This window comes from Streptomyces olivochromogenes, assembly GCF_021538895.1.
GTDB classification, from domain to species: domain Bacteria; phylum Actinomycetota; class Actinomycetes; order Streptomycetales; family Streptomycetaceae; genus Streptomyces; species Streptomyces olivochromogenes_A.
This window is the reverse complement of record NZ_JADDRL010000020.1, coordinates 24,761-40,880: the sequence shown is the minus strand read 5'-3', so window position 1 is coordinate 40,880 and position 16,120 is coordinate 24,761. Positions and strand designations below refer to the sequence as shown.

Sequence of the window (16,120 nt, the reverse complement as noted above, 5' to 3'; positions counted from 1 at the left end):
GGCCATGGCGAAGACACAGCTGGGCGCACGCGTCGACGACGAGATCGCGGAACTCGCCAAGGCCCGCGCCAAGGACCGCGGACTGAGCGTCGGCGACTACATCGCCTCGCTCGTACGGGACGACACCGACGGCCTGCGCCAGCGCGGCCTGGACGCCGCGCGCCGCTTCCTCGACGAGCACCAGGCGGTCTTCGACGAGGCCGAGGACGCCGACCGCCACACCCCGGGAGCACACGCCGCCTGATGGACCTTCACATCGACGTCCCCTGGATCCTCCAGGTCGCGGAGATCGCCGGCGCGGGCGATCCGTCCCCCGACGACTACGGGGTACCGGTGGCCGCGGTCGCCTGCCACCAGGCCGAACTGCTGGACCAGCCCGTCTACGACGGGCCGTATGCCAGAGCCGCCGCCCTGGTGCACGTCCTCGGCCGCTGCCGCTGGCTGGAGCGCTCCAACATGGCGGTCGCCGCGGCGACGGGCGTGATGTACCTGGAGGCCTCCGGCATCCCGGTCAAGCCCACCCGCGAGGACGCGGTGGCCCTGCGCGACCTGCTGCGCGACCCGTCCTGCACCGCCGCGAGGATCGCGGCCCAACTGCGCACCTGGCCGCAGCCCACCTGAACCACGGATCCGTGGTCGAACCACAGGATCCGCGGTCAGCCGCGGTTGATCATCGCGAGCGTACGGTCCACCTGGATCGGCAGGACCGCCAGCCAGGTCGGTCCTTCGCCGGACTCGCACTCGATCACCACGGCGTCGTAGGGGATCACCCACGATTCGAACCCCTGAGCCTGGCGTGTCCGGACAGGGCGCAGATCCGCCGGGAGTTCCCGAAGCCGCGCCCACGGCCAGCGCGGCTCCCATGCGAACTCCCCGGCGTTGGCCCACACCCAGCCGATGGTCCACCGGAAACCCGCCCCCGGCCGCTTGGCCGAGACCGGCAAGCGAACCATGCGCCCCTCATCGGCCCGAGCCAGGGCTCGCCGCACTCGCCTGTGGTGGTACAGCGCCCCGAACAAGACGCTCAGAAGACCGCAGAGAAAGCTCGTCATCCGCGCAGTCAAACAGCCGGACGAGTGATCGCCAAGAGATCCGGAAGGATCAGTTCCTCAGCCGAAGTAGTGGCCCTTGTCCAGGTCCTCGACGAGTCCCGGCCGGGCCGGCCGCCACCCGAGCAGCTCGCGGGTCAGCGCGCCGGACGCCGGCTGGTCGACCGCGAGGACCTGGCCCAGGAAACCGAAGTCCTCGGCCGGCACGGAAGCCGTGGGCAGCCCCAGGTGCCGCCCGATGACCTCGGCGATCTCCCGAACCGGCACGCCCTCGTCGCCGACCGCGTGCAGCACCGATCCCGCCGGGGCCTGCTCCACCGCCAGCCGGAACAGGCTCGCGGCATCCAGCACATGCACCGCGGGCCAGCGACCGCTCCCGTCGCCGACATAGCCGGACACGCCCTTGTCACGGGCTGTGGCGATCAATCGGGCGATGAAGCCGTGGTGATCGCCGTCGCCGTGCACCGTACGGGGCAGCCGCACGACGGACGACCGCACACCGCGCTCCGCCATCTTGAGCACCGCCCTGGCGGTCGCCTCCCGGCCCGCCGCGGGTGAACCGGGCGCACTTTCGTCGCGTTCGCTCGCCACGCTGCCGGGTACGGCCGGCGTGCCGGAGGCGATGACCAGCGGCTTGCCGGAGCCCTCGATGGCGGCGCCGATCGCCTCGACGGCGCGTGCGTCGGCCTGTATCGAGGCCGCGAACCGGGTGAAGTCGTGGATGAAGGCGAGGTGGACGACCCCGTCGCAGCCGATCGCCCCGGCACGCAGGGCATCCAGGTCCTCCAGGTCGCCGCGGAGCACCTCGGCTCCCATGGCGGCGACGGCGGCGGCCGAGGAGTCCGACCTGGCCAGCCCGAGGACCTGATGCCCCGAGCCGATGAGTTCGGGTACGAGCGCCGAGCCGACCCACCCGGACGCACCCGTGACGAATACGCGCATGACAGAACCTTCCGACCGATGACGTCAGTAACTGTCATCACCATAGCTCTGATGTCAGTAACTGTCATCACGTATGATCACCGCATGGGTCGATGGGAGCCGAACGCGCGCGGCCGCCTGGCACAGGCAGCGCTGACGCTCTACGCCGAGCAGGGCTTCGAGAAGACGACGGCGGCGGAGATCGCGGCACGGGCCGGCCTGACCGAGCGCACCTTCTTCCGGCACTTCGCCGACAAGCGCGAAGTCCTCTTCGCGGGCACGGAAATGGCCCACGACCTACTGGCCCGCACGGTCGCCGAGGCACCCCCCGGCACTCCGCCGGTCGACGTGGTGACCTCCGCCCTCGAAGCCTTCGCCGCCGTGCTCCAGGAGAACCCCGAGCGCGTCAGACTCCGCGAAGCGATCGTCTCGGCCAACCCGGACCTGCGAGAGCGCGAGCTGACCAAACTCGCCGCCCTGGTCACGACGATGGCCGACGCCCTGCGCGCCCGAGGCGTCCCCGACCTCACCGCGAGCCTGACCGCCGAAACGGGCATCGCCGTCTTCAAGGTCGCCTACGCCCACTGGACCACCACCGCGTCCCCGTCGGACCTGCGGGCAACCCTCCGCGACTCGCTGCGGCACCTGAGAACCGCACTCGCGGCCCAGGCCCCAGCCTGACCACGCTTCGCCGGTGCGGGGGCGGGCAGGCCGGGTGAATACTGACCTGATGCGGCAGGCGTTCGTCCACGAAGCGGTGGTGCTGATGGAACCGGGCGGCGACGTGGGCGCGCCCGGTGCGGCTGTCACGGTCGCGTTGTGCGGGCACTGGGAGCATGAGCCGCCGTGTCCGCTGGCACCGCACCACACCAGCGCGACGCGCTCCGGCGACGAGCTGCGGCTGCGCGTGCTGTTCGTCGCCGAACCGGTCTCCGAGGCCGAGGTCCGTAGCCGGATCGAGGCGGCCCTGTCCCAGCCCGGCTTCGACGGCCCGGACGGAGTCACCACCCGCTGGCGGCTGCGCAGCGCACGTCGCGGCCGCGTCCTGGACGACGAGGCCGAGCATGCCGGCCGACTCCTGCAGAGCTGAGTCCTCGACTCCGGGCTACCGCCGGTGGGAACGCGTGCTCTGTCGTGGCGGCAGGGTCAGTGTGATTTGTCGGACGAGTTGCTGGAAGCAGGCGAGAGACGCGAGTGACGGCAGGGCGGCTCCGGCGACGCCGGTGAAGGTCCGTTCGGCCTGGGCCACGCACAGCATCATCGCGACGGACGAGAACAGCAGAACGATGAACCACGAATGCATGGCTCGCCGCTGATGCAGGGCAGCTCGCAGGATGGACAAAGAGGCGACCATCCAGGGGCCGTACACGAGAAGAGGCCACCAGGGAACGTCCCCGGTCTTCGAACCGGCGGGGATGTTCTGCAACGGCGCGTAGGCCACCATGCCGCCGAAGACACTCACCATGGCGACGATGACGGCGACGATGGCTACGATGATGTAGCTCCCGGTCTGCAGCCACCCGACCTGGCGGAGTTTCCGGACTCGAACCTTCCGGTGCCCGGCAGAGGAATGTCGGATGGGCGGCAACTGGGCGGTGATCTGCGCCAGGTTCTCCATCGGGTCGTCGAGGTCGACGCCCTGCGACGGCTCGCTGCGCAGCGGCGGAACCGTGGTCGCCTGCTCCGTCGGCCCGGCCTCCTGGAGGAGATAGGCGAGTTCCTCGACCGGGTCCCAGCCCGAGTCGGGTGGTACCAACGGGGTCCCCGAGTGCACGGCATTGCCGGGACCGCCCTGCCATTCCGGGCCCGGCCCGTAAGAGTACGCATCGGAATACAAATCACGCCGCACAAAGAGGGGATCCGCATACTCGTGGTTCATGGAAATCCGCCCCCGTTACGCGTGTTCCACGTGGCGGCCGGGCGTCCCCTGACCGTTCCACCGCTGATTCAGTTCCTCCTGGGCCGACTCCAGCAGCGTCAGGAACTCCCGGAGCAGCGGCTCGGTGACCGAGAGCTCGACCCGTGCGCCGTCCCCCCGCCGCAGGATGCCGCGGGCCCCGAGCGCCGAATAGGCCACGCCAGGCGTGTAAGTATATTTACCTGCTGTCATATCGCGGCTCGCGAGCGGGCTGTCCGTCCTCGCGCCGCGCCGAGGCAAGTCGTGGGGCCATTCTTTGGTCATACCTCGATAACACCGCTTCCCCTCCTCCAGATGCGCGGCAAATGAGTGACCCTGGCGTAGGATAAACGCTGGTGAGAGCGTTTCTTAATTAATAACCCACACCAATTGTCCGACTGCGCGCCTCCTCGCCGACCCGCGCCCGACGGAGGACAGGGTCGTCGACCAGGCGGCCGCGGCTCGCCGGAACGCGCGGTCACGGTCGGGCAGCAGGCCCGGTTCAGCCGGGTCGGACCAGGGTCATCGGGTCAGCCGGTCGTCCTGACGGGTGCACTGCTGCGTCCGTGGCGTCGACCGCTGAGCTCGGCGTCGAGGGTCTCCTGAGCCACGTGCATGGCCTCGGCGTATGCCGGGTCCTGCAGTCGCTGCCACATCTCTTCCTCGGCGACGTCCTCGACGTGGCTGACCACCCACCAGATATTGCCGAAGGGATCCTTGATACGCCCTCCGCGCTGTCCGAAGGCGTTGTCCGCCAGGGAAGTGACGACCTGGCCGCCGGCCGCGAGGGCTCGGGAGAACGCCTCGTCCGCGTCGGCGACGAACACGCGCAGCAGGCTCGGCATGACGGGCCAGTCAGCGTGTCGGTCGAAGGCCAGAACAACGGTGTCGCCGACCCGGATCTCACCATGCCCGATCAAGCCGTCCTCGGTCAGCACCCGCCCGAGCTCCTCACCGTCGAACGCCTGTGCGATGAAATCGAGGAGGGCCCCTGTGCAGGGCGGCGTCATTCACGCCGCCCTGCGGCGCGAGCGAGCCTTGATCCAGGCGCGCTTACCGGATCCAGGCCGCTAAGAGTCCTACCTTGACCATGATTATTTGCTCCTGTCTGCACCGATGTGCGTTGAGAATCGGTTCTTGACTGGCAGGTACAAAGTCGGGCTACGCGGCTGCGGTTCCGTCCTAGGTTGCGTCGGATGCGTGGGTGAACTCCCGGATGAGTTGTGCGAGTTTTGCCGGCTGGTCCAGGGGGACGAGGGTGTAGCTGTCCGCTATCTCGACCAGCCGTCCGTGGGGGAGGAGTTCGGCGAGGCGTCGGCCGTGCTCGGGTGGCATCACGCGGTCTCCGCTTGCCCAGACCACGAGGGCGGGGTACTTGAAGTTCGGCAGACGTTCGGCAGCGGCAAGCAGGAGGTTGGTGTCTGCCGCTGCGGCTCGCAGTGTTCGTACGGCGTCGTGGCGGATCTCGGGCTGCTTCATGACCGGCTTCGTCCACCGGGCGGTGGCGGCGTCTCCGCGCAGGGTCAGCCACCCGAACGCGATCGGGAGGCGCCGGAGCGGCCGCAGCCTCATCTGCTGCATGAACAGCCCGAACATCCGAGGCGGGAGCTTGCCGGTGAGCACGAGCGTCTTGCCTGTCAGTCCTGGCGGAAAGTTGTCGAACGCATCGCATGAGACGAGCACAGCCCGTCCCACGCGTGCAGCGTCGTCGCACATGAGGAGTTGGACAAGTGCTCCGCCGGTGTCGTTGCCGACGAGGGTGACGTCGTGGAGATCGAGGCGGTCGAGGAACTCCGTGACCAGCCGTGCCACCCCGGGCAGCGATAGGTCGGCGTCGGCGTGCATCGCACGACGGTGCGCGCCGAACGGCAGCGTCGGTGCCACGCACCGGTGGTCGGCGGACAGGTCGGCGATCGGTCCGTCCCACAGCGAGGCGTCCATCATCAGCCCGTGCAGGAGCACAACCGTAGGGCCGTCGCCGCCGGTGTCCTCGTATTCGATTGTCCCGGCGGACAGTTCGATCTCCCTCATGTCGATCTCCCTCATTTCCGTCGGTGCAGCGGGGAATCTTCTGATGCGGCGGGGAGTCCGTGGTGCGGCGACGTCGGTGTCGCCTGGTGGGTGCCGTGCGATGTTCCCGTCGCATTGGCGATCAAGGCTCCGAACGCGAGCACGGCCGCGCCTGTCCGCACGCCGTGGGCGATCTGCCAGTGATCACGTACGGTCGCCCAGTCCGCGGGCGGCGCCTGCACATTCCAGTCGAGCTGGTCGGCGTTGATGGGCATGTTGATCACGAGCGTCAGGGCGAGGATCCCGATCAGCAAGGTGAGGGCCACCAGCGTCAACCAGGGGGTGAGCCCTCTCGCCTTGAACGTGAAGGCGACGAGCAATGCCGTGGTGATCAGTGCCGGCAGGAGCGTGACGACCGCGAGCTTGTCCAGCGAATCGAGTTCGACCTGGCGGACCTGGGTGTACACGTGACGGTCGAAGCCCCGCAGGGACAGTTCGAGGACGAGCACGGCGACGAGGAAGCCCGCGAAGACGCCCGAGAAAAACAGGCTGGCCCACCGCGCGACCTTGGCAACCGGACTGTTCGGCACGTTTGTTCCTCCCTGTCGCGGCCGTGGGCTCATGAGCCGGTCGGGGCCGCGAAGGCGGCGATGTTGTCGGCGGCCCACGCGGCGAAGGTGAGTGCGGGGCGGCCCAGGAGTTGCTCCACGGTGCCCGTGGACGGGCCCGGCGCGTTCGCATAGTCGGCCAGGGAGCCAAGAAGCCGGTCGGGGATGTCCTCGGCCAGGCCCTGGGCGAGCATGGCCTGGCGGACCTGTTCGGGAGCAAGCTCCTGGAAGGACAGGTCCCGGCCTATGGCTTCGCCGATGATGCGGACCTTGTCCCGCTGGTCGAGTGACTGTGGGCCGGTGAGCAGGTAGGCGCGCCCCGCGTGCACTGCGTGCCCGGGGCCCGCCAGTGCCCGTAGGGCCACCTCACCGATGTCGCGCTGGTGGATCGGCGAGGTCGCCGCGTCGCCGTAGGCGCCACGCACGACGCCGGTCGCGCGGATCTGTGGAGCCCAGGCCAGCGCGTTGGCGGCGAAGTCGGCGCACCGCAGGAACGTCCACTGCAGGCCGGAGTCCCTGACGGCTTCCTCCACCGCCCTGAACTCGTCGGCGAACCGCCGGTGGCCGGCAGGGTGCTCCAGGGTCGCGGCTGACAGCACCACCACCCGTCGCGCGCCCCGAGCCGCGGCCAGCGACAGCAGCTCAGCGGCGGCTCCACCGACAGCGCGCGGGCTGAGCAGGACCGCCTCGATGCCGTCCGGCAATGCTGTGAGGCTGTCCGGCCTGGACGGATCCCCATTCACTACTTGCGCACCACCGGGCACGGCGGCGGCTGGATCGCGGGTTACCGCCACCACCTTCTCGCCGGCCTCCAGCAAGAGGTTCACCGCTTCACGTCCGACGCTCCCGGTCGCTCCGATCACCACGATCATGTCGATGCCCCCTCGCTCCGGCCCCGTCGTTCGAGTGCCGTAATATACGAGAACCGTAGCATATTGATTTGAGAGGCGTACATTATGGTTCCCGTAGCATCTGGGGATGCGGCTCGCCGTCGACGGGCCACGGTCGAGGTCAAGCAGGGACTGCGCGAGCTGGGCGCCGAGCTGACTCTGCTCAACCGCCGGGTCAGCACCCGCCTCGGGCTCAAAGACATCGACCTGGACTGCCTCGACCTCATCAACACCCACGGTCCGCTGAGCCCGACCGCCCTGGCGCGACGAGCCGGGCTGCACGCCGCCACGACGACCGGGGTTCTCGACCGGCTCGAACGCGCCGGCTGGGTGACCCGCGACCGCGACCCGGCGGACCGCCGGGCCTTCCTGGTCCGAGCCCTGCGCGACCGCAACGCCGAACTGCTGGAGCTCTTCGCCGGGATGAACTCCGCGGTGGAGCAGATCTGCGCCGACTTCGACGACGCCGCGCTCGAACGGCTCGCCGACTTCCTCCGCCGTACCGCCGACGCTGGGCGAAACGCGGCCGAGGGACTGGCCGGCAACTGACGGCATCCACAGAGGCCGGGTCGCCTCAATCGCCAGCTCCTCTGCCTTCCCGGCTTCCCCTCGACCCTCAGCGCAGCACTCAGTGCTGCTCGGTCTCCACGAAACCCGCGTCCGCATCATTGTCCGCACCGCCTGCTCCACTGCTACATAACATCCCCCGCACCCCCTTCGGCCGCCCTACGCAACCTCGCCATCGGAGCCCTCCGGCTCACCGGTCACACCAACATCGCCGCGGGCCTCCGCCACCACGCCCGCGACGTCACCCCACCACTCGCCACGCTGGGCGTCACGTGATCAAACCGGACAGATCCCCTGAATGACGCCGCCCCGGGCCCCTGTGTCGTCGGTGACGACCCAGGGAGCAACGGTGGTGTAGCCCTCCGGCGCGGTGCTGGTCTGCTCGGGCATCGCGGTTCTCTCGCTGAAGTCGGCTGACAACAGCGACGATAGGAAACAACTGGGTCTATTTTTGTTCTAGATGGCGGACGGTCGGCCCTCGTACAGGCCGACACCCTCGCCGGCCGCAGCGCGCACCAGGACGTCGGCCAGCTCCACCGGGGTGGAGAGCATCGGGTAGTGGCCGGTGGCCAGTTCGAAGAACGTGACTCCGGGCTCGGCGAGCTTGGCGAACCGCGGCAGGCCGGTGTCGTGCAGCGTGCGGGCGAACTCCAGGCTGAGACCGTTCGCGAGGCAGAACACCCCGGTGGTCGGGAGCTTGAGCCAGGCGCCGGTCAGCTCGATCGGTTCGGTGACGGTCCGGACCGGGTGCGGGGTGGCCAGGCGGTGGTAGCGCTCCAGCTCCGCCGGCGGGACGGCGTGCACCGCCGGGATCTCCTCGGGCACCGGGACGACGCCGTCGAGGGCGCGGTCCAGCAGGCCGAGCTGCGGCATCTGCGCCACCACCGACTCACCCGGCTCCGGGAAGCCGGTGTCCACGAACACCACCCGGGCGACCTGTCCGGGGCGCCGGTCGGCCGCCGCGAGGGCGGGGAAGATGCCGTAACTGTGCGCCACCAGCACAATTCCCGGGCCCTCGGCGTCGAGCAGCGCCGCCACGGCGTCGGTGTGCTCGCCCAGCCCGACGCCGACGGGGTCCTCACCCGCCCGCTCGGCCAGCCCGGGCAAGGTGACCGGAACCGCCCGGTGTCTTCGCGCGGTCAGCTCGGCGGCCACCGCCGCCCAGGCCCAGCCACCCATGAAAAGCCCCGGGACCAGCAGAAACGTCGTCATGACAGACCTCTTTCGAAGCATCGCCCGTGCGGTCGGTCAGGACGGTAGAACCTCCCCCTGGGGGAGATTCCAGCCGCTTCTGGCGCAGCCCGGTCCACACCCTCGTGCGCTGACCCCGGAACGAGGCGCGATGGCTGTGCGGCATGGTTCCGGTCCCCCAGGTCCTCATCTGAACGCGGCTCAGTCGGTGCTGTCCGGGGTCGTTTCCGGTTTCGTGTAGAGGATGTCGCGGGCCTGCTCCGCGGCGCGGGCGAGGCTCTCGGAGACGAAGTCGACGAAGCGGGCGATGTTCTCGAGGCGGGCGGCGGCCGGGGTGCCGCGGCCGAGGACGCCGACACCCTGCCGTGCGGTCTCGGCGAGTTGGGCGTTGGACCGGGCGGCGGCGATCATCGACTGGTAGAAGACGTCGCTGTCGACGAGGTAGCGCTCGCGGCGGCGTTCGTCGCGTTCCCGGCGGATGAGTCCCTGGCTTTCGAGGAACGTGATCGCTTTGGAGATGGACGCCGGGCTGACCTGGAGGCGCTGGACGAGTTCGGACGCGGTGAGACTGCCGTCGTCGGTGGTGTAGAGGCTTGTCAGCACCCGGGACATCATCTTGGGCAGGCCCTGTTGCACGAGGAGGGTGGTGAACGCCTCCTCGTACTCGCGTACGGCGTCGGCGTCGCGTCCGTGGGCCTGTGCGGGGGTGTTCGGGTCCCGGGGCGTGGTCTGCCTGCGGCGGTGGGCGCGGCGTTCGGTGGCGCGGTGGGCCAGGTCGGCGCGGTAGGCGGTGGGGCCGCCGTTGCGCATGACCTCGCGCGTGATCGTCGAGGTCGGCCGGTCGAGGCGTCTGGCGATCTCCGCGTAGGCGAGATCGTCGGCCAGTCCCAGCGCGATCTGCTGGCGTTCCGGCTGGGTGAGTCTGCCTCCCGGCATCGCGGTCTCCCTCGTGCTCTTCCCTGGTTCCTGGTGCCTCCAGCATAGCGTTCACTCCCAATCCATTGCAACGAGCAACGCGCAGGCTGTTGCGTTAGATTCAAAACCGTTGCAACGATTTCCATGCGTTCACCTGCGATGATGGCAATCTTGCGCAACGACGGCGTTGCCGAATCTATGAATGCAACGTAGCTTTTCCGTCATCGGAAACGACGAGCTCAAGGAGCGCACGATGCAGAAGTTCGACACCCCCGCCCCGGTCTTCGCCGTCCTCGACATCCCCGCGGGACGCATCCGGTTCATCGCCGCCGACCGGACCGACGCCACGGTCGAGGTACTGCCCGCGGATGCCTCCAAGAGCCGCGACGTGAAGGCGGCGGAGGAGATCGAGGTCGCCTACGGCGACGGCGTCCTGCGGGTCGAGGCCCCGGCCACGAAGAACCGGATCCTCGGCAACTCGGGATCCGTCGAGGTGACCATCCAGCTGCCCGCCGGCTCCCGCATCGAGGCCAGGACCGCCGCCGCCGAGCTCCGCGGCGTCGGCCGCCTGGGCGACGTCGCCTTCGAAGGCGCGTACCGCCAGGTCAAGATCGACGAGGCCGCGAGCGTCCGCCTCACCGCGGTCGACGGCGACGTCGAGGTCGGCCGGCTGGGCGGGCCCGCGGAGATCAGCACCGCACGGGGTGACATCCGGATCGCCGAGGCCGTGCGCGGCACGGTCGTGCTCCGCACCCAGTCCGGCAGCATCTCGGTCGGCGCCGCGGCCGGCGTCTCGGCCGCCCTGGACGCCGGCACCGGCCACGGCCGTATCAGCAACGCCCTCAAGAACGACGGCACCGCCGAACTCGACATCCGCGCCACCACCTCGCACGGCGACATCACCGCTCGCAGCCTGTAAATCCGCAGTCAGTAAGAGGGGGCACTACTCATGACCGACCTGGCCATCGCGGCGAACGGGCTGCGCAAGTCCTACGGCGACAAGACCGTGCTCGACGGCGTCGACCTGGCCGTCGAGGAAGGAACGATCTTCTCCTTGCTCGGTCCGAACGGCGCCGGCAAGACCACCGTCGTCAAGATCCTCTCCACCCTCATCTCGCCCGATCCGGCCGGCGGCCCCATCCGCGTCGGCGGTCACGACCTCGCCGCCGACCCGCAGTCCGTGCGCGCCGCGATCGGTGTCACCGGACAGTTCTCCGCCGTCGACGGCCTGATCACCGGCGAGGAGAACATGCTCCTCATGGCGGACCTGCACCACCTCTCCAAGCGCGAGGGGCGGCGGGTCACCGCCGAGCTGCTGGAGCGCTTCGACCTCACCGAGGCCGCGAAGAAGCCGGCCACCACCTACTCCGGCGGCATGAAGCGCCGCCTCGACATCGCCATGACCCTGGTCGGCAACCCGCGGATCATCTTCCTCGACGAGCCGACCACCGGCCTCGACCCGCGTTCCCGGCACAACATGTGGCAGATCATCCGCGAGCTCGTCACGGGCGGCGTCACCGTCTTCCTCACCACCCAGTACCTGGAGGAGGCCGACGAACTCGCCGACCGCATCGCCGTGCTCAACAACGGCGGGATCGCGGCCGAGGGCACCGCCGAGGAACTGAAGCGGATCGTCCCCGGCGGTCACGTCCGGCTCCGCTTCACCGACCCGGTCGCGTACCAGGGCGCGGCCTCCGCCCTGCCCGGGGCTTCCCGGGACGACGAGTCCCTCGCCCTGCGGGTCCCGAGCGACGGCAGCCAGCGCGAGCTGCGCTCCGTACTCGACCGGCTGGACTCGGCCGGCATCGAGGCCGACGAGCTGACCGTGCACACCCCCGACCTCGACGACGTCTTCTTCGCCCTGACCGGCGGCGGCGCCGGCATCCCCAACCAGTCCAAGGAGGCCGTCCGATGAGCACCCCCCTGGCTCCCGCCCGCCCGACCCGGCTCGCCCTGGCCGTACGCGACTCCTCCACGATGCTGCGCCGCAATCTCCTGCACGCCCGGCGCTACCCGTCGCTCACGCTGAACCTGCTGCTCACCCCGATCATGCTGTTGCTGCTCTTCGTCTACATCTTCGGCGACACCATGAGCGCGGGCATCGGCAGCGGCGGACCGGACCGCGCCAAGTACATCGCCTACATCGTGCCGGGCCTGCTGCTGATGACCATCGGCAGCACCACGATCGGGACCGCGGTCTCCGTCTCCAACGACATGACCGAGGGCATCATCGCCCGCTTCCGCACGATGGCGATCCACCGTCCCTCGGTGCTCGTCGGGCACGTCGTCGGCAGCGTGCTGCAGTCGGTCATGAGCGTGGTCCTCGTGGGCGCCGTCGCGGTGGCCATCGGCTTCCGCTCCACCGATGCCACCGTCCTTGAGTGGCTCGCGGCGTTCGGACTGCTCGTCCTGTTCGCCACGGCGCTCACCTGGATCGCGGTCGGTATGGGCCTGGTCAGCCCGAACGCCGAGGCCGCCAGCAACAACGCCATGCCCCTGATCCTGCTGCCGCTCCTGTCCAGCGCCTTCGTCCCGCTCCACTCGATGCCGGGCTGGTTCCAGCCGATCGCCGAGTACCAGCCGTTCACGCCCGCCATCGAGACCCTGCGCGGCCTGCTGCTCGGCACCGAGATCGGCAACAACGGCTGGCTGGCCGTCGCCTGGTGCCTGGGCCTCGCGGTGCTCGGCTACTTCTGGTCGACCGCGAAGTTCGACAACGACCCGAAGTAACCGCCGTGACGACGCGGGCCACCCCCGCAGCCCGTCCCACCCGAGGGCGGCGTACACCGACACCCCGTCGGAGTGCGCCGCCCCGTTCGTGTGCGCGCCACGCCCCGAACCGGCCGTGCCTGGACACGAGATCGACAAGACCACTACTCTGAATCCGAACTAGTCAAGATTTTGGAGTAGAGAGCAGGAGAGAGTACGGGGATGCCTGTGCAGGAACCCTCATCCGGCTGGCTGCGCGGCGTGCTGCCGCTGGCGCTCGCCGCCGTACTGGCGCAGGGCGACCAGCACGGGTACGCGCTGGTGCAGCAGTTGGCGGCCCACGGATTCGGCACCATCCGCGGCGGCGCCCTGTATCCGGTGCTCGGCCGGATGGAGACGGACGGGCTGGTGGAGGCCCGCTGGGAGCCCGGGGAGGGCGGACCGGGCCGCAAGGTCTACCGGCTCACCGACGCCGGACGGGCCCGACTGCTCGAAGAAGCCGCCGACTGGCAGCGGTTCTCCGACTCGATGGACCAACTCTTGCGGCAGGGAACGAAGGAGGAGCCGTGACCGATACGGACACCCGCTGGAAAGCCAGGCTGGCGCTGGCGGCGCAGTCGCTGGACAGGGCCACCGCCGGCCTGGTCCTCGACGAGGTGGAGCAGCACTGCGCACACAGCGGTGAGACACCCGAGGACGCATTCGGCAAGCCGGAGGAGTACGCGGCCGCGGTCGTCCGCGACCGCATTCCGCCCGAGGAACGCACGGGCCGACGCTGGGACGGCCTGACCCGCGCGGACCACGCCTTCGCGGCTGTCACCCGGACAGGCATCGCCGCCGTCCTGGCCGGCGCCTGCTTGTGGGCCGGATACGGCACCATGCTGTCCCTGACCCTCGCCGGCACAACCGGTGTTGCGCTCACCGGCGTTGCCCTGCTGAGCGCCTGCCTGACGGCGAGCCTCGCACGCTCCCGAGCACGCGGCGCCGCCGGCTGGGGAGCGGCCACCCTTGCCGCGCTGGTTCTGGCGGCCACGGCCTTCACCACCCTGCCCACCACCTCCCTCGGCCGGCTCCCCGCCCCGGCCCTGTGCGTGCTGGGCGTCCTGCTGCTCTGGGGAGCCGCCCGCTTCTCACCGACCGCCGACCGCGAAGGGCCCACCATGAACTGCCGGACCCACCCCGAGAACTGGCTGATCGACCTGCCCCGCCTGCTCGAAGAACGGCACGGACTCTCCCGTGCCCGGTCCGCCGAACTCACCCGGGAGGCGGCCCAGCACCTCATAGCCACCGGACGTGACCCCGAGGACGAATTCGGGCCCGCGGAGCTGTACGCGCTCAAGCTCGCCGAGGAGGAGTCGGCCCCCCGCGCACAGTGGTGGACGCGCAACGACGTCCAGGCGACGGCCCTCGCGGTCATCCTCCTCGGCTACCTGGTGTCCAACGTCGTATCCGAAGGCCCGGCCTGGCAGACGGCCCTGGCCGCTGTCGCCCTGGCAACGGACCTGGCACTTCTCACCACGCACCTGCTGCGCGACCGATCCGCGAAGCCCGGATCGCGGTAGGCGGGTAGAGCGGCAGGACCACCGCCGGTCCCGCGCGACCACTTACCGCGGCGCGACGGCCGCGCGTACTCCTCCGGAGGGCCCGCAACTGCGGCTCCCCACCCCAGCCTGGGCCGACTCCGGACCTGGTGCGCCGACTGCTCGACGTCGCGCAGTACGCCATGTACGGCGCCGGGCTCATCCTGCTGGCCGGCGTCCTCGCGCTCCTTGCGGAATCCTCCAGAACCGGTTGTCCTCGGGCGTACTCGCTCATGCCCCGGGCCGTGCCGCCCGCGTTGTCCGCTCCGGCGCGCGCCGAGGAGTTTCTCACCACCTTCGCGAAATGTCTTCGTGCGCCAACTCGCTCCTTTGGGCGGTTCATTTTCCATTGACGGTATGTCAGTGGTGCGGGACCGTGTGAGGGCTTTCAGAGTGGCGGATTGTTCCCTCGGGGGACCCTTCAGCGAAGTCCGGCCGCTGCCAATTCTCTGCGCCGACGGGCTGCCTTTTCTCGGATTGTGTTACTGCTGCCGGGCGGAGGTGCATGAATGTCATTCTGAAGGCCGGGAATCGAGCAGCCTGGTGGGTCGTCAGCACTGCGGTACGACTCGGGTCGTTGCTCCCGGACTGGTATGCAGGCGAAGGAGAAAGAAATGCCGCAGGAGAGACCCGTCAAGCAGGCCCGGAGAAACCGAAGGTACCTATTCCCCGTTCTGGCTGCCGTGACCGTGCTGTTCACGGCTCAGGGCACCGCGTGGGCCGCCGCCCCGACTTTTGCCACCCATGCCGACTACGCGACCGGGGACACACCTCAGGCGGTGCGCGTGGGCGACTTCGACAAGGACGGCCACGTCGACCAGGCCGTGGTCAACTCGGCGGACGACACGGTGTCGGTGCTGCTCGGCAACGGCGACGGCACGTTCGACACCAAGGTCGACTACGGCACGGGTAACTATCCGGCCGGTGTCGTGGTCGGTGACTTCAACGAGGACACCGATCCCGACCTGGCGGTCGCCAACCTGGGCGGTGACACGGTGTCGGTGCTGTTGGGCAATGGTGACGGCACGTTCGACACCAAGGTCGACTACGGCACGGGACTGGCCCCCTACAAGGTGGAGGCCGGTGACTTCGACAAGGACGGTCACCTCGATCTGGTCGCCTCCAACACCGCCGACAACACGGTGTCGGTGCTGCTGGGCAATGGTGACGGCACGTTCGACACCAAGGTCGACTACGGCACCGGAGGCTTTCCGTTCTCGATCGTGTCGAAGGACGTGGACAAGGACACCAACCTCGACCTGGTCGTCTCCAATGACAGCGACAACACGGTGTCGGTGCTGCTGGGCAACGGCGACGGCACGTTCAACACCAAGACCGACTACGGGACCGGGGGCGAACCCACCCGCGTCCAGGTGGCGGACTTCGACGGCGACACCAACCTCGACATCGCGGTCCCCAATCTGGACGACGCGTCGGTGTCGGTGATGCTGGGCAACGGCGACGGCACGTTCGACTCCAAGGTCGACTACACGGTGGGCAACGCGCCGGTCTCGCTGGAGGTGGCGGACTTCGACGGCGACACCAACCTCGACCTCGTGGCGACCAACACCGCCGACGCCACGGTCTCCGTGCTGCCGGGCAACGGAGACGGCACCTTCGACACCAAGGCCGACTTCGCCGTCGGAGAGGCGCCGTTCGGCGTTGCCGTGGGGGACTTCGACGAGGACTCGCGCCCTGACGTGACGACTGCCAACTACACCGATGACACGGTGTCCGTCCTGCTCAACACCACGACCCCGTGACGCCGGCGTCGCCCGGCGGT

General features: G+C 69.4%; 21 protein-coding genes and 1 pseudogene. 11 read left to right on the top strand and 11 right to left on the bottom strand.

Going from position 1 to position 16,120, the window contains the following annotated elements; genetic code table 11:
- Positions 1 to 4 precede the first annotated feature (4 nt).
- Both IPZ69_RS12840 and IPZ69_RS12835 read left to right on the top strand, forming a co-directional pair.
- On the top strand, positions 5 to 244 hold the full coding sequence (locus IPZ69_RS12840) for a hypothetical protein (protein ID WP_235454210.1): 240 nt from the start codon (positions 5 to 7) through the stop codon (positions 242 to 244).
- Positions 244 to 621, top strand: coding sequence for a fic family toxin-antitoxin system, toxin component (locus tag IPZ69_RS12835; RefSeq protein WP_235454209.1), 378 nt, complete (start codon positions 244 to 246; stop codon positions 619 to 621). Before IPZ69_RS12840 ends, IPZ69_RS12835 begins: the two co-directional genes overlap by 1 nt.
- A gap of 35 nt (positions 622 to 656) precedes the next feature.
- Here the strand turns inward: IPZ69_RS12835 and IPZ69_RS12830 are convergent, their stop codons facing one another.
- Both IPZ69_RS12830 and IPZ69_RS12825 read right to left on the bottom strand, forming a co-directional pair.
- A complete protein-coding gene (locus IPZ69_RS12830) occupies positions 657 to 953 on the bottom strand; it encodes a hypothetical protein (RefSeq protein WP_235454208.1) in 297 nt (98 codons plus the stop codon).
- Between the two features lie 156 nt (positions 954 to 1,109).
- The gene (locus tag IPZ69_RS12825; protein ID WP_235454207.1) at positions 1,110 to 1,991 is read right to left on the bottom strand and encodes an SDR family oxidoreductase; all 882 of its coding nucleotides are present in this window, start codon (positions 1,989 to 1,991) and stop codon (positions 1,110 to 1,112) included.
- An 84-nt stretch (positions 1,992 to 2,075) separates the two neighbouring features.
- Here IPZ69_RS12825 and IPZ69_RS12820 point away from each other — a divergent pair, with 84 nt between their 5' ends.
- Both IPZ69_RS12820 and IPZ69_RS12815 read left to right on the top strand, forming a co-directional pair.
- Positions 2,076 to 2,651 carry a TetR/AcrR family transcriptional regulator gene (locus IPZ69_RS12820; protein ID WP_235454206.1) on the top strand — a complete coding sequence of 192 codons (576 nt, stop codon included), beginning with the start codon at positions 2,076 to 2,078 and terminating at the stop codon, positions 2,649 to 2,651.
- A 49-nt stretch (positions 2,652 to 2,700) separates the two neighbouring features.
- On the top strand, positions 2,701 to 3,060 hold the full coding sequence (locus tag IPZ69_RS12815) for a hypothetical protein (protein ID WP_235454205.1): 360 nt from the start codon (positions 2,701 to 2,703) through the stop codon (positions 3,058 to 3,060).
- A gap of 15 nt (positions 3,061 to 3,075) precedes the next feature.
- Here the strand turns inward: IPZ69_RS12815 and IPZ69_RS12810 are convergent, their stop codons facing one another.
- The 6 genes from IPZ69_RS12810 to IPZ69_RS12785 form a co-directional block, all read right to left on the bottom strand.
- A complete protein-coding gene (locus IPZ69_RS12810; RefSeq protein ID WP_235454204.1) occupies positions 3,076 to 3,849 on the bottom strand; it encodes a DUF2637 domain-containing protein in 774 nt (257 codons plus the stop codon).
- A gap of 15 nt (positions 3,850 to 3,864) precedes the next feature.
- Positions 3,865 to 4,047, bottom strand: coding sequence for a hypothetical protein (locus IPZ69_RS12805; RefSeq protein WP_235454203.1), 183 nt, complete (start codon positions 4,045 to 4,047; stop codon positions 3,865 to 3,867).
- A gap of 350 nt (positions 4,048 to 4,397) precedes the next feature.
- Positions 4,398 to 4,877 carry a VOC family protein gene (locus tag IPZ69_RS12800; RefSeq protein ID WP_235454202.1) on the bottom strand — a complete coding sequence of 160 codons (480 nt, stop codon included), beginning with the start codon at positions 4,875 to 4,877 and terminating at the stop codon, positions 4,398 to 4,400.
- A 172-nt stretch (positions 4,878 to 5,049) separates the two neighbouring features.
- A complete protein-coding gene (locus IPZ69_RS12795; RefSeq protein ID WP_235454201.1) occupies positions 5,050 to 5,913 on the bottom strand; it encodes an alpha/beta fold hydrolase in 864 nt (287 codons plus the stop codon).
- On the bottom strand, positions 5,910 to 6,467 hold the full coding sequence (locus IPZ69_RS12790; RefSeq protein ID WP_235454200.1) for a DUF1772 domain-containing protein: 558 nt from the start codon (positions 6,465 to 6,467) through the stop codon (positions 5,910 to 5,912). The genes IPZ69_RS12795 and IPZ69_RS12790 overlap by 4 nt, the downstream gene beginning before the upstream one ends.
- Before the next feature lie 29 nt (positions 6,468 to 6,496).
- On the bottom strand, positions 6,497 to 7,357 hold the full coding sequence (locus IPZ69_RS12785; RefSeq protein WP_235454199.1) for an NAD(P)H-binding protein: 861 nt from the start codon (positions 7,355 to 7,357) through the stop codon (positions 6,497 to 6,499).
- Positions 7,358 to 7,441: 84 nt separating this feature from the next.
- Here IPZ69_RS12785 and IPZ69_RS12780 point away from each other — a divergent pair, with 84 nt between their 5' ends.
- Complete coding sequence (locus IPZ69_RS12780; RefSeq protein ID WP_235454198.1) at positions 7,442 to 7,924, top strand: MarR family transcriptional regulator; 483 nt, start codon at positions 7,442 to 7,444, stop codon at positions 7,922 to 7,924.
- 330 nt (positions 7,925 to 8,254) lie between these two features.
- Here the strand turns inward: IPZ69_RS12780 and IPZ69_RS12770 are convergent.
- The 3 genes and pseudogenes from IPZ69_RS12770 to IPZ69_RS47750 form a co-directional block, all read right to left on the bottom strand.
- Positions 8,255 to 8,362: pseudogene (locus IPZ69_RS12770) on the bottom strand (VOC family protein); the annotation flags it as partial.
- 36 nt (positions 8,363 to 8,398) lie between these two features.
- Complete coding sequence (locus tag IPZ69_RS12765) at positions 8,399 to 9,154, bottom strand: alpha/beta fold hydrolase (protein WP_235454197.1); 756 nt, start codon at positions 9,152 to 9,154, stop codon at positions 8,399 to 8,401.
- A 180-nt stretch (positions 9,155 to 9,334) separates the two neighbouring features.
- Complete coding sequence (locus IPZ69_RS47750) at positions 9,335 to 10,069, bottom strand: GbsR/MarR family transcriptional regulator (protein WP_374293265.1); 735 nt, start codon at positions 10,067 to 10,069, stop codon at positions 9,335 to 9,337.
- Positions 10,070 to 10,301: 232 nt separating this feature from the next.
- Between IPZ69_RS47750 and IPZ69_RS12745 the strand changes: the two genes are divergently transcribed.
- The 6 genes from IPZ69_RS12745 to IPZ69_RS12715 all read left to right on the top strand — a co-directional run bounded on the left by IPZ69_RS12745 (position 10,302) and on the right by IPZ69_RS12715 (position 16,100).
- A complete protein-coding gene (locus IPZ69_RS12745) occupies positions 10,302 to 10,967 on the top strand; it encodes a DUF4097 family beta strand repeat-containing protein (RefSeq protein ID WP_235454196.1) in 666 nt (221 codons plus the stop codon).
- A gap of 30 nt (positions 10,968 to 10,997) precedes the next feature.
- Entirely contained in the window at positions 10,998 to 11,963 is a 966-nt protein-coding gene (locus tag IPZ69_RS12740) for an ATP-binding cassette domain-containing protein (protein WP_235454195.1), read from the top strand.
- Positions 11,960 to 12,778: an ABC transporter permease gene (locus IPZ69_RS12735; protein ID WP_235454194.1), complete on the top strand. Its 819-nt coding sequence runs from the start codon at positions 11,960 to 11,962 to the stop codon at positions 12,776 to 12,778. Before IPZ69_RS12740 ends, IPZ69_RS12735 begins: the two co-directional genes overlap by 4 nt.
- Before the next feature lie 201 nt (positions 12,779 to 12,979).
- The gene (locus IPZ69_RS12730; protein ID WP_235454193.1) at positions 12,980 to 13,327 is read left to right on the top strand and encodes a PadR family transcriptional regulator; all 348 of its coding nucleotides are present in this window, start codon (positions 12,980 to 12,982) and stop codon (positions 13,325 to 13,327) included.
- The gene (locus IPZ69_RS46940) at positions 13,324 to 14,319 is read left to right on the top strand and encodes a hypothetical protein (protein ID WP_268834526.1); all 996 of its coding nucleotides are present in this window, start codon (positions 13,324 to 13,326) and stop codon (positions 14,317 to 14,319) included. The genes IPZ69_RS12730 and IPZ69_RS46940 overlap by 4 nt, the downstream gene beginning before the upstream one ends.
- A 701-nt stretch (positions 14,320 to 15,020) precedes the next feature.
- Complete coding sequence (locus IPZ69_RS12715) at positions 15,021 to 16,100, top strand: FG-GAP repeat domain-containing protein (RefSeq protein ID WP_235454191.1); 1,080 nt, start codon at positions 15,021 to 15,023, stop codon at positions 16,098 to 16,100.
- Positions 16,101 to 16,120: the final 20 nt, after the last annotated feature.

What these genes read in the sequence shown, in the direction of transcription:
- IPZ69_RS47750 (WP_374293265.1), bottom strand. Translation starts at nt 10,069, where the DNA reads ATGCCGGGAGGCAGACTCACCCAGCCGGAACGCCAGCAGATCGCGCTG.
- IPZ69_RS12785 (WP_235454199.1), bottom strand. Translation starts at nt 7,357, where the DNA reads ATGATCGTGGTGATCGGAGCGACCGGGAGCGTCGGACGTGAAGCGGTG.
- IPZ69_RS12815 (WP_235454205.1), top strand. Translation starts at nt 2,701, where the DNA reads ATGCGGCAGGCGTTCGTCCACGAAGCGGTGGTGCTGATGGAACCGGGC.
- IPZ69_RS12765 (WP_235454197.1), bottom strand. Translation starts at nt 9,154, where the DNA reads ATGACGACGTTTCTGCTGGTCCCGGGGCTTTTCATGGGTGGCTGGGCC.
- IPZ69_RS12835 (WP_235454209.1), top strand. Translation starts at nt 244, where the DNA reads ATGGACCTTCACATCGACGTCCCCTGGATCCTCCAGGTCGCGGAGATC.
- IPZ69_RS12735 (WP_235454194.1), top strand. Translation starts at nt 11,960, where the DNA reads ATGAGCACCCCCCTGGCTCCCGCCCGCCCGACCCGGCTCGCCCTGGCC.
- IPZ69_RS12740 (WP_235454195.1), top strand. Translation starts at nt 10,998, where the DNA reads ATGACCGACCTGGCCATCGCGGCGAACGGGCTGCGCAAGTCCTACGGC.
- IPZ69_RS12820 (WP_235454206.1), top strand. Translation starts at nt 2,076, where the DNA reads ATGGGTCGATGGGAGCCGAACGCGCGCGGCCGCCTGGCACAGGCAGCG.
- IPZ69_RS12795 (WP_235454201.1), bottom strand. Translation starts at nt 5,913, where the DNA reads ATGAGGGAGATCGACATGAGGGAGATCGAACTGTCCGCCGGGACAATC.
- IPZ69_RS12780 (WP_235454198.1), top strand. Translation starts at nt 7,442, where the DNA reads ATGGTTCCCGTAGCATCTGGGGATGCGGCTCGCCGTCGACGGGCCACG.
- IPZ69_RS12825 (WP_235454207.1), bottom strand. Translation starts at nt 1,991, where the DNA reads ATGCGCGTATTCGTCACGGGTGCGTCCGGGTGGGTCGGCTCGGCGCTC.
- IPZ69_RS12840 (WP_235454210.1), top strand. Translation starts at nt 5, where the DNA reads ATGGCGAAGACACAGCTGGGCGCACGCGTCGACGACGAGATCGCGGAA.
- IPZ69_RS12730 (WP_235454193.1), top strand. Translation starts at nt 12,980, where the DNA reads ATGCCTGTGCAGGAACCCTCATCCGGCTGGCTGCGCGGCGTGCTGCCG.
- IPZ69_RS12810 (WP_235454204.1), bottom strand. Translation starts at nt 3,849, where the DNA reads ATGAACCACGAGTATGCGGATCCCCTCTTTGTGCGGCGTGATTTGTAT.
- IPZ69_RS12830 (WP_235454208.1), bottom strand. Translation starts at nt 953, where the DNA reads ATGGTTCGCTTGCCGGTCTCGGCCAAGCGGCCGGGGGCGGGTTTCCGG.
- IPZ69_RS12800 (WP_235454202.1), bottom strand. Translation starts at nt 4,877, where the DNA reads ATGACGCCGCCCTGCACAGGGGCCCTCCTCGATTTCATCGCACAGGCG.
- IPZ69_RS12745 (WP_235454196.1), top strand. Translation starts at nt 10,302, where the DNA reads ATGCAGAAGTTCGACACCCCCGCCCCGGTCTTCGCCGTCCTCGACATC.